The organism is Bacillus silvicola (genome assembly GCF_050524305.1).
Lineage (GTDB): Bacteria > Bacillota > Bacilli > Bacillales > Bacillaceae_G > Bacillus_A > Bacillus_A cereus_AT.
This window is the reverse complement of record NZ_JBNGVC010000019.1, coordinates 37,357-53,522: the sequence shown is the minus strand read 5'-3', so window position 1 is coordinate 53,522 and position 16,166 is coordinate 37,357. Positions and strand designations below refer to the sequence as shown.

Below are 16,166 nucleotides of genomic sequence, written 5' to 3'. Positions count from 1 at the left end.
CATTGTAGATATCATTACACATCTAGCAGTTTAAGAGATTAATTGTCCCAAAAACGAAAAATATGAGTCAAATTCTCATTAATAACTGTAAAAAGATAGGGTTTTCGTTATTGAAACTTTTTAGAGTACCTGTTAACCTTCGGAAATCATCAGATGTCATCTTTTTATTTTTTAATAATTCTGAATATATTATAGACAAATTTCGACAATATATGCTATATTTTAACCAAGCATCAAATTAGTTAGAACTTTCAAACTGATTTGATGGTAACTATAGTATTGGTTTGAAATTTATCTTATTTTGATGCTGTTTGTGAAGTAGCTTTATATTTAACTAGAGAGGAGGCAATGTAAAAAGGTATAAGAGTGATTAACCATTATGAATATGCATTACACCAACTGTTTCGTATGATTCAGAAGGATTTTAGACAGTGGCTCCTAATTAAATTCGGTTCTGTTGTCACTATCGATTAAATTCATTTCATTTAGGAGGGGGAATATGAAATTAATATCAAAAATAGTAATGACCGCGTTAATTGTATTAAGTACATTTGCATTCAACTTAGGTGGACAATTTGATAAGGGTTTTCTTTCTAGCTCAAAAATATATGCGGATGTAATCAAGGCACTTCCACAAAATGCGTCAAATATAGAGTTAGATTATGCTCCTGTGTATGACTACGACAAAGACGGGTGTTATGCGACTGCAGCCATTTCTCCAGATGGTACGACTAACCCTGGCCTAAATATGAGCGGTTCCACGAGCAGTGGCTGTAGAGATCTTAGCCGACTGGAAAATTCAAACACTTATTCTCGGGCCAAATCAAATAATGGTTGGACTGCAATTATGTATACGAGTTACTTTGAGAAAGATCAAGCGGTTGCCGGCTCTGGTTTGTTTGGACATAAACATGACTGGGAACACATAGTAGTTTGGGTTAGAGGTGGTCAGGTTGAATATGTATCTTATTCAGCACATGGTAGTTTTTACCCTACTCATCGCTCAAACGTCAGATTCAGTGGAAACCACCCGAAAATTGTATACCATAAGGACGGCGGCCTCACACATGCTTTTCGCCTGGCTCAAAGCCATGACGAGCCGCCAGAAAACCATTATAACCAGTGGCTCCATCTACCACTGGTTGGTTGGGATGGCTATCCAAGCCTAGCTATTCGAGATAAACTAATGACTACGGACTTTGGAAAAGCAACAGTTGGAATCAAATATGGAAATTTTGAAGATGCCCTTAATAGAGCAAAGCCAGCAGGCATTAATTTTGACGCTTACGCGATAGAAAATAATGGTATTTATCGATTGGTTTCTAAGTTAAATAATAGTAGCGTTATAGATTTAAATCAGTCAACTAACAATGTTGCCTTATGGAGCAATAACAAAGGTAATAACCAAAAATGGAAGTTAGTATATGATTCAAATAAATCAGCATATCAAATTAAAAGTATAGCAAATGAAAATTTAGTTTTGACTTGGGATTATAATAGTAGTATTAATAGAGACAATGTGATTGCTACATCTAATTCAAATGGCAACGGACAGTATTGGATACCTGAACCTACATCAGATGGATATTTTTATTTAAAAAGTATGGCAAATCCTGCCGGGGTATTAGATGTAAGTGGATCTAATACTAACAATGGAACTAACATTTTGGTTTGGACTAAAAAAGACCAAAATAATCAAAAGTTCAAATTAGAAAAATTAAATTAAATTTATGAGAATATATAGCTGTATTTATTCTTATGTTGCATGTCAACGATAAGCGGAGTAGAGAAGAATGAATGGCTTGATATACAGATTTGTCCCAGACTCTCTTATAGGTTCTGTTGCAAAGTTTGAAAAAGTATACAGATGTAGATAAATGAGAGAAAATATTTATGCAGTGGCCACTAATTGATGCAGCTGATTGTACACCGAAAAGACGGAGTCTGATCCAAGACTTCGTCTCTGTTTATATAGGGCCTGAATCGTTTCAATCCCTTTTATGGTACGCGAAGCATGACGGATATTTTGAAATCCTGTGGAGTTGTCAGAACGCCTTTTTACATGTCGATGCTCTTGTTCAATGAGATTATTACGATGTTTGATCGTACAGTGTTTGGTATGTGTATAATAATCCCCTTTCTGTAATTTTTTGAATGCACACAGCAAAGCTGGGGACTTGTCTGTCGTAAGAACCGATGGTTCTCCAAAATGTTTTACCAGTCTTTTCATAAAGGCATAAGCAGCTTGATGATTACGTGTTTTTCGAAGTTGAAAGTCCAGTGTATGTCCATCACTGTCGATGGCGCGATATAAGTAACACCATTCTCCTTTGACTTTGATATACGTCTCATCCAAATGCCAAGCATGGTGTGCTGATTTGTTTTTCTTCTTCCAGATTTGATAAATCAAATTTCTATATTCATGCATCCAACGCATAATTGTTGCAGGGTGAACAGAAATTCCTTGTTCTTTTAGGGGTAGTGAGACGGTTCGTGCTCTAGTCCGTCAGATTATAAATTTTGGTTTCTCTTCTCAGAATTTACTCATTTCTCTGAATTATCTTGCTGCCTAACTACGTTAGAAAGTATACTATCAACAAATACAACAAGAGCAGAGGGAGAGTCTATGAAGAGAAATTGGAACGCAGAAGAACTTATAGAATTTTTCACTTTACTACCTAATGATGTTGACCTTGCAATTAAAAACAAAACCGATATAAATCGTTTAGGCTTTGCAGTTCTTTTTAAGTATTTTCAATATAAGGCTGCATTTCCAAATCAAAAACAAGATATTCCTAGTGTAGTGTTAACCTACATCGCAAAACAACTACATCTTTCACCTGACTTGTTCCATCAATATAGCTGGGTGGAAAAGAAAAAACATATACAAGACATCGACAACAAATACGAAGTATTTTGGGATTTCGAGCACTGACGAAACAAGATAATGAGCGTTTAAAACAGTGGCTAAATGAACAAGTACATTTTACACATGATACAGACTATTTAGAAATGAAGTCTTAGAGCCTGTTTATAGTCTTATCTTTTTATTAAAATAGCGAGAAATCCTAGGACAACCATTTGTTTACTTGTTTCTAGTTTTCTCTCTACATTTTTGAACAATCGTCTGTATTTTTCTAACCAAGCAAATGAGCGCTCTACGATCCATCTTTTAGGGATCACTTGAAATTGATGCAATTCGGACCGCTTGGCAACTTGTACTTCAGCATTCAATAGCTTTTGAATTTCTTTTTGAAACTTTTCTCCTGTGTACCCACCATCCGTGAGGATGGCTTCTATGGTTTCTTTCAATTCAGGATATTGCTCGTACATTTCGAGTGCGCCTTTTCGATCTGTGACATTGGCAGTGGTAACATGGATTGCATGGGGAAATCCAAGAATATCTACACTGATATGTCGTTTAATACCAGAAACTTTCTTATCACCATCATAACCTTTTTGTTCAGCCGTATCTGCATTCTTAACACTTTGGGCATCGACAATATTAAAGCTAGAGCTTTTGGGGCGATTCACTGCTTCCCTTATTTGCCCAACAATTTTTTTAATAAGGTCTCTAATAGACTACTACCTTCGGCATTGGATTTACTCCATTTTGCATAGTAGCGGTAAACATTTTGCCATTTGGGATAATCTTTTGGTAAAGCACGCCACTGGCAGCCTGTACTCAGAACATAGAGTAGTGCATTGAACACATCATAAAGGTCATACTTTCGCGGACTTGTGCGTTTGCTAAACGTTTCTAGTTCCTCACGAATGATCTCGAATTTTTCACGGCTGATATCACTTGGATAAGACATACACTCATCTCCTGTTTTTGCATACATCCTAACATATTTATAAGACTATAAACAGGCTCTTACAGTAAATTTCGTAACTGGAAAATAGAACCACCTTCTATAGGCAGCTTGACACAGATGATTTCCTCTGCAATTGATACCTATGAAAATAATCTATATCAAATTACTTGGTTCTGTTGCAAAGTTTTCTAAACGAAATTAAAATGTGAGAAAAATGATTCGAGGAGCATGATACATGGGATATTTTAAAGGGAAACAATTCAAAAAAGATATTATTTTGGTAGCCGTTGGCTACTACTGTCGTTTTTCTTTAAGCTATCGTGATGTATCTGAAATCTTGAAAGAGCGTGGAATATCAGTTCATCCAACAACAATCATGCGTTGGGTGCATGAATATGGCAATCTTATTTATCAAATCTGGAAAAAGAAAAACAAAACTGTTCAATTATCATGGCATTTAGATGAGACCTATATCAAAGTCAAAGGGGAGTGGCTTTATCTTTATCGTGCGATTGATCGAGAAGGGTATACATTGGATATCCAACTTCGTAAAACAAGAGATCATCAAGCCGCCTATATGTTTATGAAAAGGTTAGCGAAAGCTTTTGGAGAACCAACGGTTCTCACAACAGATAAGACCCCTGCTCTACTTTGTGCGTTCAAAAAACTGAAACATAACGGTTTTTATGTGCATACGAAACATTGCACCGTTAAGCATCTAAATAACCTCATCGAACAAGATCATAGACATATCAAGCGACGTTTTGTTAAATCCGCAGGATTTCAAAGTCTTCGCCAAGCTTCACGTACCTTGAAAGGAACCGAAACGATTCATGCTATATACAAACAAAAGAGAAGTCACACTCCAGACTTCTCTTTTTCGACGTACAAGGAATTACAGGAGTTATTCAGAACCGCTTAAACTATAACTATATTTTGCAAACGAGTGTTTTTTTTTTCAAACTTTGCAACAGAACCGTTAATTCCTATTGCTACTATCATTGTTAGACTTTTTATTTTTTTTGAATTCATATAATTCATCCTTTATTTACGTCTCTTAGTACCAATCACCTAAAACATTTTGGGGAATATGCTTAAAATCTTTGGTTCTGGTGCAAAAATCCCAAAATGCTTGAAATGTTTTTTTCAAGCTTGGCCATACTGGTACTACTACTTTAAAAGGTGTGTGATCAGTATGGAAAAAGAAAACTTATTTAAGTGGAAACATTATCAACCAGATATTATTTTATTAACGGTACGTTGGTACCTGCGGTACAACTTAAGTTTTCGTGATTTAGTAGAAATGATGGAGGAACGAGGTTTATCCGTGGCCCATACAACCATTATGCGTTGGGTTCATCAATATGGACCAGAATTAAATGAGCGAGTTCGAAAACATTTGAAAGCCACGAATGATTCTTGGAGAGTTGATGAAACATACATCAAGATTAAAGGGGAGAAAATGTATTTATATCGTGCGATCGATTCCGAAGGAAACACAATTGATTTTTATTTAAGTCGTAAACGAGATGCGAAGGCTGCCAAGTGTTTTCTAAAGAAAGCCTTGGCTTCTTGTCATGCCACAAAACCTCGTTCGATAACTGCTGATGGAGATAAAGCCTATCCTGTTGCGATACGTGAACTAAAAAAAGAAAAGTGTATACCACACAGTACGCCACTTCGTGTGAAAAAATATTTAAACAATATCATTGAACAAGACCACAGGTTTATCAAAAAACGTATTTGGAATATGATTGGATTGAACTCATTGCAAACAGCTAAAAAAATGATTGCTGGAATAGAAGCTATGCATATGGTCAAAAAAGGACAAACTCTCCAAGGGGAGAAGTCTGTCCAAAGGCAGATATATCTTATCAATGATCTCTTTGGTTTAACGGCATAAAGTTCAATTCCGCTAGGAATCTTTTGCTTTTTTCATACCCCACTATTTTTGCACCAGAACCCATATAAACAAAGGCGAAGCCTTCAAATGAAGAGACTCCGCCTTTTCAATAAAACATGCACAGCAACAATTGGTCCTTTTGCTATAACCCTATTACCGGTATTACTACATTCGTCCCATCTACATATTTTAGTACTCAAACCCTCCGGTAAACAATAAATACAATAATATAACACCGAAGCCTATTGCAAAGATTCTAAACAAATAATAACTTATAGTTAGAATGAACGGAAATAAACCTGTGAAACTGAAAAGTGCCAAAAACATACGGTTTTCTTTATAACTCTCTTTATCTATTTTAAACCCAAACCATATAAAAAAAATACTCATTAAAAAGATAATCAACTGTAAAATAAATTTCTCCATAATTCAGCCTGCCTTTTATACATTGAAATGCCTACTAATTCAAATTGTAAAACGAAAAGTCTCCACATTATCAAGCTTGAATATTTACAAATGGGTTCCTCCACTTATTTTCCTAGCAGCATTTGATTTATGCGCCTATTAAACCTAAACTATTTTTTCCTTTTTTTTGAATTTTGATTTTTTTGAAGTGCTTTTTTCTTTGGGACCTTTTTTTTCTTAGAACTGCTTTCATAATAAGTTGTTGCATAATTTAGTGCTACATAACCTTTATTCCCAGTCATCGCGTATGCAAGATCTCTTCCCATTCCTTTACCGCTATAATCTTTACGTGACGTTGCCACTGCATATCCAGCCACCCCAGTATGAGCACTAAGGAACATAGTGCTTTTTTTTCCTAAAGTAGCAGCTTTTGCTAAGCGACCACCGGTTCCACCAATAACTCCGCCAACAAAACCACGAGCACTTGTTATAATTAATTTTTTTACACTTATACCTTTTAAAGTTTTATTCTTTTTGTAATAAGAGATACCATATGATCCTCCATTTACCAAGGCACCGGCAGCTCCAGAGGCAACCCACCATGCAACATGCCCATCTGGATCAACCATCATCACCGGATTATTATCACCATACGTATACCCATTCTGCGTGACAGGATCATCTTCATCGCCTGGATCTGGATCCACTGATAAGAATATACCGTGATCTGGATTATAGTAACGTGCGATTAGATAATACATGCCAATCTCTTTATCATACATGTACCCTGCATACCCGAATGGGTTGTCGGCTGCGATACCTTTTGCGTCACTTTTTAGTACATTACCCCATGCATCGTATTCATAATTTGCGACTACTTGTCCGTTTGCATCTGTCATCGCTACGACGTCGCCACGTGGACTGTAGTGGTAGAATAACGTCTGCCCTTGTGATTTCATCGCCAGACGTACACCGTCTATTGAGTATACATATTGACGAAGGACATTTCCACTTCCATCTGTTTCATATAATGGATTGATGCTGTCACCGTCATAGAAGTAACGTGTAACTACACCGTTGACATTCTTTTCAATACGACGGTTATCATCATCATATTTGTATGTTGCGAACGGCTGGCTTTCACCTTTTTTCGTTAAAGCAACCAGTTGGTCTACTTCATTCCATGTATATGTGTATTTGCCGTCAGATGTACGGTTCCCATTTAGGTCATACGTAAGAGATTCGTTTCCGAATTTGACAAGCTGATTTCCTTCGTTAAATGTTGCTGTAATTGATTTTGTTTCTTTTCCATTTTCTATTACTTTTACACTTGTACGGTTTCCAAATCCATCATACGTATAGTCTTTCACCGTTCCATTCGGTAACGATTCTTTCAGTAACTGATTGATTGGATCATACACGTAATTTGTTTCGGTTACTTTTCCGCCTGTACCTTCATGTATAATTTTCGTACGGTTACCCGTTTTATCATACTGATATCGTTCTAATAACAGGATTTGACTCGGTGTTCCAATGACTAAATCTGTTAGTTTACCTGTTTGATTGTAGTTAAATGTTGAACCTGTTCCATTCGCTGCGGTATACGTACGCACATGACCATTTTCATCATAATCAAATCGATACGAGGACGTACCGTCTGTTACTTTAATATTTTGATCTAACGTATTGTAGTCATACGATACTTTATTACTGTATCCACCATGCATAAGGGTTTGTTCTCTTAATTTCTCTGTTTTACTGTTTGCCTTATCATGATACGCCCAGTCTACTTTTCCGCCTCGGCTATCTGTCATACTTGTCATACGATCTGCATTGTCATATGTTTTATTTTTTTCCACGCCATTGACATGGTCTTTTACTTTTGTTACTTGCCCATTTGCGTCACGTTCAAATGTAAAGGTATCTTTTCCATTTCGTTTTTCACCGACCATACGATCTGCGGTATCATATACGTATTCCAGAATCGATCCATTCGGCATTTTTGTTTTCGTCTTATTTGCATTTTCATCGTATGTATGCTCAATACGACGATTTAACGCATCGATAAATACTGTATTTTTATTATCTACGTCATATTCATATTTGTGCGTCTGTGTTTTTCCACCAAACATCACAGATTTCTCGGTTGTATTTCCGTTATGATCGTAGCTATACCCCACCGAAGTTCCATTTTTCAATGTCACTTTGGTCAGCTGATTATCTTTGTTGTAATCGTATGATTTTGTATTGCCATTTTCATCTGTTTCACTTTTCTTATTTCCAGAAGTATCATATGTGAACGTATTTTTATTGCCCTCTTCATCATACGTTGCGGTTACATTGCTATCTGTATCGTATTCATTTTTAACAAGTACATTGCCTTCTAGTAAACGTACATCATCGAACCAAACTTTTCCCTTATTATTCTTTCTAAATAAAACATAGACTGCTACGTGTTTAATCGGTTTTTTCGCTGGAATCAATACTGCACTACGATTCCAATCATTTGTACCACTTGGGAATTTCGCTTGATAATTTTCTCCACTACCATCTTGATAGTAAACATCGGCCCAAATAGAATAATCTTTTGAAAGCTTATCAGGCGCATCATTTTCTACATTTTCAGATTTCGACATCCCTGTTAATGTTAAAGGCGCTGCCATTTTCTGATCTAAAGTCACCCACGTAGCATACCCAACATCTGAGCCACCATATTGACTACGCTCCAAAACAATAGATGAGTCACCTGTAAACCCTTCATGTGCTGTGTCTTTACTATCACAACTTGTACCATCTCCCCTATGCCATTCAGGGATACAGCCATTCTCCATCATATTTTCTAAGCTACTATTTGTAATCGGGTTAAAACTAGAAGAAACTTCCCCTTTTTCAAGCTGCAGCTTATCAAACCAAGCTGAACCACTCGTAGAAGCTCCGCCGTTTTCTACCTGTAAGTAAATTCTTGCTTTTCTCGTTTGATCTGTTGTTTTAAAGATAAATTGGCGATTGGTCCAATCCTTTTCACCTTGTAATTTATTATAGCGATTATCGTTCCAACCGCCACCTTCAACAGCTGAACCATCCTCTTTCAATAACTGAACGTTAAAGAAGGCCCCAACTCCTGGTGATAGTGCTGTTTTCAACATACCACTTAGCGTATACGTTGTATTTGGTTCCAACGTAACATCTTGGGTTGCGGCGATATAGCCCCAATCGTTCGTACTTGTTTTGGTTGTAACTTTTAGTGAAGAAGCTCCGCCCAGACCGCCAGGTGCTGAAACAGTATCCTTTGCCATTGTGCCTTGGTTATAATGAGTGAATTGTACCCACTTTTCAAGGGTATTCAGTTCAAAGCTTGGATTTTGGAGGAGATTCTCTCCTGTCCCCATGTCTTTACTTGTTTCCGTTGGATTTCCATACTGATCGTGCTGAATCACAGACGCGGTGTGAGCCGCTTGATCTGTTACAGAAACCTCTGTATTGGCAGTCTTATAGGCAACTGTCGTTTTATCTCCTTCATTATCTGTGTGGCTTACAACACCATTATTTTGATTATACTCAAATTTCTCAGTTCCCATTGCGTCCGTCGCAGATGTCACATTTCCATTATTATCGTACGTAAAGGACTCTGTTTGATTTTTAGGCGTTGTTGTTTTTACTAAATTATTTGCACTATATTCATATGTTGTCGTTAAGTTCAAACGGCCAGAATCTACAACGGTTTTAACCGGATTCCCAGCATCATTATAATTGTAAATTGCCTTACGGCCCTTTGCATCCACCACAGACACTTCTTTTGCATCTGTATTGTATGATAAGGTTGATGCTTTTCCTAACGGATCCGTTACTTTTACTAATCTATCATTCTCGTACGTGTAAATCGTTTGATATGGTTTTTCATCTGTATGCTTCGGATCATATACATGAGTCAGTAAGTCATTCTCATACCCATATCGATACGCTTTTCCTTCTGGTGTTGTAGAAGAAACCAATAAATCTCCCTTGTAAGTAAACGTAATGACTTTGTTATCTGGTCCCGTTACTTTGGAAACTTTTTTATTTGCTCCTTCATATTGTAATATCAATTCTTTTCCAGATGCGTTCTTTACTTTTGTTAATCGGAACTCACCGTCATACTCGTATGTTGTTGTATTATTATATTTATCTTTTACATATTCCGTACGACCAGAATTTTCTTTTTTGGTATAAAACGTAACAGTTTGATCCTTGTCTTTGACTTCATACCCTTCCGATGTTTCCTTCATATCTAAGTACACACCTGTAGGTGCTTGGTACGTTCCCTCTCCCGTTCGGGTAAATGTGATTTGGGCACCATCTGCAGAAGTTAGAAGTAAGTTACCTTCTGCATCTTTCCAAATGCGTTCTTCTAAACTGCTATACCAACCCTTACCGAATAAACCTACTTTTTTACTTTGACTATTATACGTTCTTTCAATGGATACATCTGGTCCACGTCCTGATAAAGTGATATCTTTTTCATCCATCAGGAAGTTACCATTTGTCGCATTGACTTTCCCGTTTAATACATCAATGGATGCCCAATAGTCTAACATGCCGAGGAATCCAAAATCTTGTGAGAACCTTGGTGTGAACTCTTGTGAAATCTGGCTTTCAGCATGACCCGCAGTACTATACGCTGTTACACGGAACCAATAGTTTGTAGATCCACCGTAAATTCCACCGGAATTTCGATAAACAGGAGATGGGTCTAATGCAAGCTCTACACCCTTTTTATCATGATGAAGAAGATATTGACCTTTTGCAATTTCATCTTTTGTTGGCCAAATATTTTGCCCTTGCGTCGTCCATGTTGTTGCATTTCCTACATCAAATGCTTCATAATCTTTTCCGTTATACACCCATACTTTATAACCAGCAGCCTCAGGAACACTATCCCATTTTAAGGAAACATATCCTGTTTGTTTATCGGTTGCATTGATATAAGCCGAACCTGTCGGTTTCTTAACTTGTTCTAAAGGAATATAGGAAACTGTCTCATCTGAAAGGGGACTATCCCCAAATGGATACTCTGCGACAATACGAATCCAATAACCACGTCTCCCACTATAATCTCCATATGGACTGCCTGCCAGATGAGCATTTTTATACATTGGTCCCGGATTAACTGGTACCTCTGCGCCTTTCCCGTCTTCATGGAACTCAAAGTGCCCTTGTGCAATTTCATCTGGTGTTGGGAATATCTTCTTATCCTTTGTTGTCCAGCTTGTTACATTCCCAACAGGAATATATTCATAATCATATCCGTTAAAAATAGCTACTTTATATCCTGTTGCTCCTGACACAGCATCCCATTGTATATTCATATGACCTGAACTACTGCCGCTTCCGTTTGAATACGCCTGTACTCTCGGTTTATTCAGTTTTGCATAGGAATATGTTACTTCTAAGTAAGGTGCACTCCATCCATTTTCAGCCGCAATAAACTTCTTCCAATGGGTTTGACCATTTCCATTTGTGTGGAGTTTAAATCCATGATTCGGTCTTGCACCTTCTACCCATGCTTTCACTGTATTGGTTACATTAAAACGCGCCCATTGTCCTCGTGCTACATCAGCATGTGCAATGTTATTAGAACCTGGTTTGTTGTTCCAGTTGATTCCTCCCACATTCCAGCCACCTGTTACTTCATCTAACCAAATACCATTTGGCTGATTTCCATAATAATGCCATACTGCATACGCATGAAATGTAGCGCTTTCAATTTTCGCACCTTTTAAATCCGAAATTTGCGGTTTAATATATGCAAAGTTTGTTCCAGATGCTCCATCGTAATATCCTACTTTTAGCGTATAAGCGTTTTGGCCAGAATCCCAAAGCTTCCCTCCTGAATAATTGACACTTGGATAGGCACTAGAAGCGTATGCATTTTCAAAGTTGTCTACTTCAATAGAAGGATCCACATATACTGGATATTTACGTTCGGGCGCCTGTAACCATTTTGGATCTGCCGTAACAGTTAATTTATATGTTTTTTCGTCTGTTTTCTCGATATTGTAACGAACAGCATCTGACGTTACAGCCTCTCCTGACTGCTGATCTACATTCGAATCGTTCATATATGGCTTCGGTAATGTAAAGATGTTTTCTTTCTTCTCATCTTGGAAGTGAATAGAACCATCTTCTTGTAAACTTGGTGTTAAGTCTGTTTGTAATGCAAACGTAAAAATATGATGCCCTGTATACTCACGCAGTACAAAGTCTTCTTTTACATTTTCATTAAACGTTGTACTTTTCAAATCAATATTGGGGAAGATTCCTTTATACCATACTGTATTATCTTCATGTGTCGCAGTTACTAATGACGGCTTAATTTCTCCCTTCTCACCATTTGCGCTCATTAATTCATATTGAATGGTATGTCCATCTACTGTAAATTGAACATACTTTCCATCTTTAACCGTTTTTTCAAACTCTGGTTTTAATTTTGTGTTTTCCGTCACAATTTTCTTATCTGGTGCTTCTACTAATTTAGGAGAAACCTCTTCTAGTTTTCCATCTTTCTCTGTATGAATGGGTTCTGTATATACCTTTTTCGTAAATGTACCATCATTATTATCGAAAACTTTTTCCGTTTCCGTCCTCTCTTCCACGACCTCAGTCGGCTTTGGCTTATCTTTCTTTAGTTGATCTGGATGTGGAGCAGGTAATTCTTTTTCATCTTTCTTTTCCGCTTCTGGACTTTGTTCTGAATTTGGTGATGGGGTAAATGGTGGCGCCGTTTCTGCCAATCCATTCATCGGTATAGATGTAAGAATAAGTGCCACTATCATTAGTTGTATGAAATACCTATACCATCGCCTGTTTTTTACATGTTTTTGCATCATGCATTCACCTCTTAAACGTGTTATTTTTGAGAGGATAACATACAAAAAAGGCAGGCGAAAAGAAGATAAACTGGAGGAAGATTTACCAATCTGGTGATACAAGTAAAGGGCATTTACATAGAATTCTCGAAACTTTTTCCACTAAATAAAAAAAGAGCTTTGAATTATTAGGTAACAACATAATGTGGAACAGCATCCTATATTTTTTCCTTGGGACACGGAGAATGTAGGCAAGGAAAAATATAACGATGTTCCTCTATTATGATCCAGTTTATCTTCTATTCATTTCAGCCTGCCAAATTGGAGAATTTGTATGATCCCCTTACTCAAAATATAGAACAGAAATAGAAAAAGCAAGATGAAATCTACAATTGGAAGTGTTTATTTTTTGAATTCCGAAACTTTTTCTACAATTATCGACAAAGTATTTACACACTTCTTCTTCCCCCTGTATACTAAGATTAGTTATATACGAATATTACATTACATGTACTAATCACTTGATGAATCATACACGTAGCGAAGGATAGGAAGTGGCTCCATTCCCTTCTTCTATAAAGAGTAAATACAGATGTAGAAAGTATAAATCCTGTCCCGATTAGAAACTTTATACCAACTATCATTTTCAATGATTATGCAAAGTACTATTATAAATAGGAAGAAACTCGTTTCATATATAGCAAATACGTTATAATGGCTACTGAAATCCCGTTGAATATATAGGTGTTACAGATGAACAAAACGGAACTCATCAAACAAGAAGCAAACTGAACACAAAAGATGCGTCTTCAGCGATACAAGTAGTATTGGACCAAGTCACAAAAGCTTTACAGTAAGGAGAAAAAGTACAGTTGCTTGTTTTTGGGATATCCGAAGTCCAGGAACGTGCAGAGCGTAACGGTCGTAACCCAAAAACAGGAGAAGCGATGACGATTCTTCCTTCGAAAGTACCAGCTTTTAAAACAAGCTAAGAACTTAAATGCATGGTACAGTAAAAAAGTATTTTCCTACATAGTAGGAGAATACTTTTTTTAAAGGAACTTCAAAACTCACACATACTCTATACAGTGAAGGATGTTTGATACATGCAATTTTCTATAGATGCGATTCGTAATTTCCTCATACAGGATATGGGATCTTATCGTGAAATGATCCTACAAGAAAATGATTATGATAATATGAAATGGAATTACACTACATTCATTGATATGAATAATTACCTAAAGAAAACAAATATGGATCAAGAGGAAATTCAAGAGTTATTATCGGTGAGCCGTGAAGGGATCTCTTTGGGTTCAATAACAAAACATGATATGCTCTTTATACATTCTCTTACTAGTCCAAATCGATGTTTGGAACTATTAGAAACCTATAAATTGATGGAACGAACAAACGAATACGTTCCCAATATGAAAGATGAATTGCAATGGCTCAAAGATCGATGGGAAAAAGGGTTTTATATTTTTGTTAATCAATAAATACGTTGTATTTATAAATGTGCTTACCATAGCAAAAAAAATAAGATCGAGAGATACGATCTTATTTAGCGTATACATATACAGAATGGATATGATATATAGTGATGTGTCTTATTTTGAATATAACTTCGTGTTGTAAATTTAGGAGATACTTTGTACATCTTTTAAATGATACATTGCATATGGGTGTTTTTACTTGGTCTAATCAAGGGGAGTGTTGTAAACCGCAAATTCAACAGTTGCACCAGCTTGTTCAGCTAGATTGGTTGTTCCTATAGGGTTTGTATAAATTTATTATGAAATGCACATATTTTTATCTGTTTATCTCAATAAATTTTTTGAATAGGTATTTGGTAAACTTTTTGAAAGTATGTCACTTTACCTATAAGTTGGCCAGAAAACACTTATTTTTGTAGGTGATTATCTAATTATTCAACGGAAATGGAAGCATAAATTGGTCGTGAGTTAATTATTAACCCATAATCTGGCCGTGAATTTTACAAAATGTTGGTTTAAAATAAAGTTTGGTTAGAAATACTTTGAAAATTCTTATATATTTAGCGCCAAAAAGAATCCATTTTGATTTTAAGGTGCGGTTAAAATAAAGTTTTTTAATTTTCGATGTAAAATACTTCACAGCACTTAAAAATATAACAATAAAGTCCTTTAAATCTAAGCGCTATAGAAGGGAGGAAATAAATCGTCCTCCCTTCTTCCATTCAAGGGCTGGATTTGTGAAACAATGTGTTTATAGAAAATACAGATTAACATTATAAAGCTCCTCACAGTTAGTTAACTATGAAGGGCTTTTTTATTATATAGTGTTGACTAATTCTTTGGAGAAGACTTTTTATGGTTCTGTTGCAAAGTTTTCTAAACGAAATTAAAATGTGAGAAAAATGATTCGAGGAGCATGATACATGGGATATTTTAAAGGGAAACAATTCAAAAAAGATATTATTTTGGTAGCCGTTGGCTACTACTGTCGTTTTTCTTTAAGCTATCGTGATGTATCTGAAATCTTGAAAGAGCGTGGAATATCAGTTCATCCAACAACAATCATGCGTTGGGTGCATGAATATGGCAATCTTATTTATCAAATCTGGAAAAAGAAAAACAAAACTGTTCAATTATCATGGCATTTAGATGAGACCTATATCAAAGTCAAAGGGGAGTGGCTTTATCTTTATCGTGCGATTGATCGAGAAGGGTATACATTGGATATCCAACTTCGTAAAACAAGAGATCATCAAGCCGCCTATATGTTTATGAAAAGGTTAGCGAAAGCTTTTGGAGAACCAACGGTTCTCACAACAGATAAGGCCCCTGCTCTACTTTGTGCGTTCAAAAAACTGAAACATAACGGTTTTTATGTGCATACGAAACATTGCACCGTTAAGCATCTAAATAACCTCATCGAACAAGATCATAGACATATCAAGCGACGTTTTGTTAAATCCGCAGGATTTCAAAGTCTTCGCCAAGCTTCACGTACCTTGAAAGGAACCGAAACGATTCATGCTATATACAAACAAAAGAGAAGTCACACTCCAGACTTCTCTTTTTCGACGTACAAGGAATTACAGGAGTTGTTTTTAGTAACTTAATAGTAAGCCACCATTATCATTGAAAACCCAGCCAGTTTATAATAAACCATACATGAAGATTTTATAAATGTATGGGGGAATTTAGGGAG

At 36.4% G+C, this 16,166-nt stretch carries 8 protein-coding genes and 2 pseudogenes; 7 read left to right on the top strand and 3 right to left on the bottom strand.

Annotation, left to right across the window (positions count from 1 at the left end; genetic code table 11):
- Positions 1–499: 499 nt before the first annotated feature.
- Positions 500–1,720, top strand: a pseudogene (locus ACP6L7_RS34405) (NPP1 family protein); the annotation flags it as partial.
- A 171-nt stretch (positions 1,721–1,891) separates the two neighbouring features.
- On the opposite strand, the pseudogene ACP6L7_RS34400 reads toward ACP6L7_RS34405, so the two are convergent.
- Positions 1,892–2,494 (bottom strand): annotated as a pseudogene (locus ACP6L7_RS34400) (IS6 family transposase); the annotation flags it as partial.
- 132 nt (positions 2,495–2,626) lie between these two features.
- Between ACP6L7_RS34400 and ACP6L7_RS34395 the strand changes: the two are divergent.
- Complete coding sequence (locus tag ACP6L7_RS34395) at positions 2,627–2,935, top strand: DUF4158 domain-containing protein (RefSeq protein WP_430529773.1); 309 nt, start codon at positions 2,627–2,629, stop codon at positions 2,933–2,935.
- Between the two features lie 104 nt (positions 2,936–3,039).
- Here the strand turns inward: ACP6L7_RS34395 and ACP6L7_RS34385 are convergent.
- Positions 3,040–3,818, bottom strand: a protein-coding gene (locus ACP6L7_RS34385) for an IS5 family transposase (RefSeq protein WP_430529148.1) whose coding sequence is annotated in 2 segments (ribosomal slippage) — positions 3,040–3,557 and positions 3,557–3,818 — 780 coding nt in all. Because the reading frame shifts where the segments join, the coding sequence is not laid out codon by codon here.
- A 235-nt stretch (positions 3,819–4,053) separates the two neighbouring features.
- Here ACP6L7_RS34385 and ACP6L7_RS34380 point away from each other — a divergent pair.
- Complete coding sequence (locus ACP6L7_RS34380; RefSeq protein WP_430529771.1) at positions 4,054–4,740, top strand: IS6 family transposase; 687 nt, start codon at positions 4,054–4,056, stop codon at positions 4,738–4,740.
- Positions 4,741–5,013: 273 nt separating this feature from the next.
- Positions 5,014–5,721: an IS6 family transposase gene (locus tag ACP6L7_RS34375; protein WP_430529770.1), complete on the top strand. Its 708-nt coding sequence runs from the start codon at positions 5,014–5,016 to the stop codon at positions 5,719–5,721.
- Positions 5,722–6,296: 575 nt separating this feature from the next.
- On the opposite strand, the gene ACP6L7_RS34370 is transcribed toward ACP6L7_RS34375, so the two are convergent.
- Positions 6,297–12,992: a DNRLRE domain-containing protein gene (locus ACP6L7_RS34370; protein ID WP_430529769.1), complete on the bottom strand. Its 6,696-nt coding sequence runs from the start codon at positions 12,990–12,992 to the stop codon at positions 6,297–6,299.
- Between the two features lie 851 nt (positions 12,993–13,843).
- Here ACP6L7_RS34370 and ACP6L7_RS34365 point away from each other — a divergent pair.
- The 3 genes from ACP6L7_RS34365 to ACP6L7_RS34355 all read left to right on the top strand — a co-directional run bounded on the left by ACP6L7_RS34365 (position 13,844) and on the right by ACP6L7_RS34355 (position 16,077).
- Entirely contained in the window at positions 13,844–13,963 is a 120-nt protein-coding gene (locus ACP6L7_RS34365) for an HU family DNA-binding protein (RefSeq protein WP_430529768.1), read from the top strand.
- A gap of 114 nt (positions 13,964–14,077) precedes the next feature.
- On the top strand, positions 14,078–14,470 hold the full coding sequence (locus tag ACP6L7_RS34360) for a hypothetical protein (RefSeq protein ID WP_430529767.1): 393 nt from the start codon (positions 14,078–14,080) through the stop codon (positions 14,468–14,470).
- Positions 14,471–15,390: 920 nt separating this feature from the next.
- Positions 15,391–16,077, top strand: coding sequence for an IS6 family transposase (locus ACP6L7_RS34355; protein WP_430529766.1), 687 nt, complete (start codon positions 15,391–15,393; stop codon positions 16,075–16,077).
- Positions 16,078–16,166: the final 89 nt, after the last annotated feature.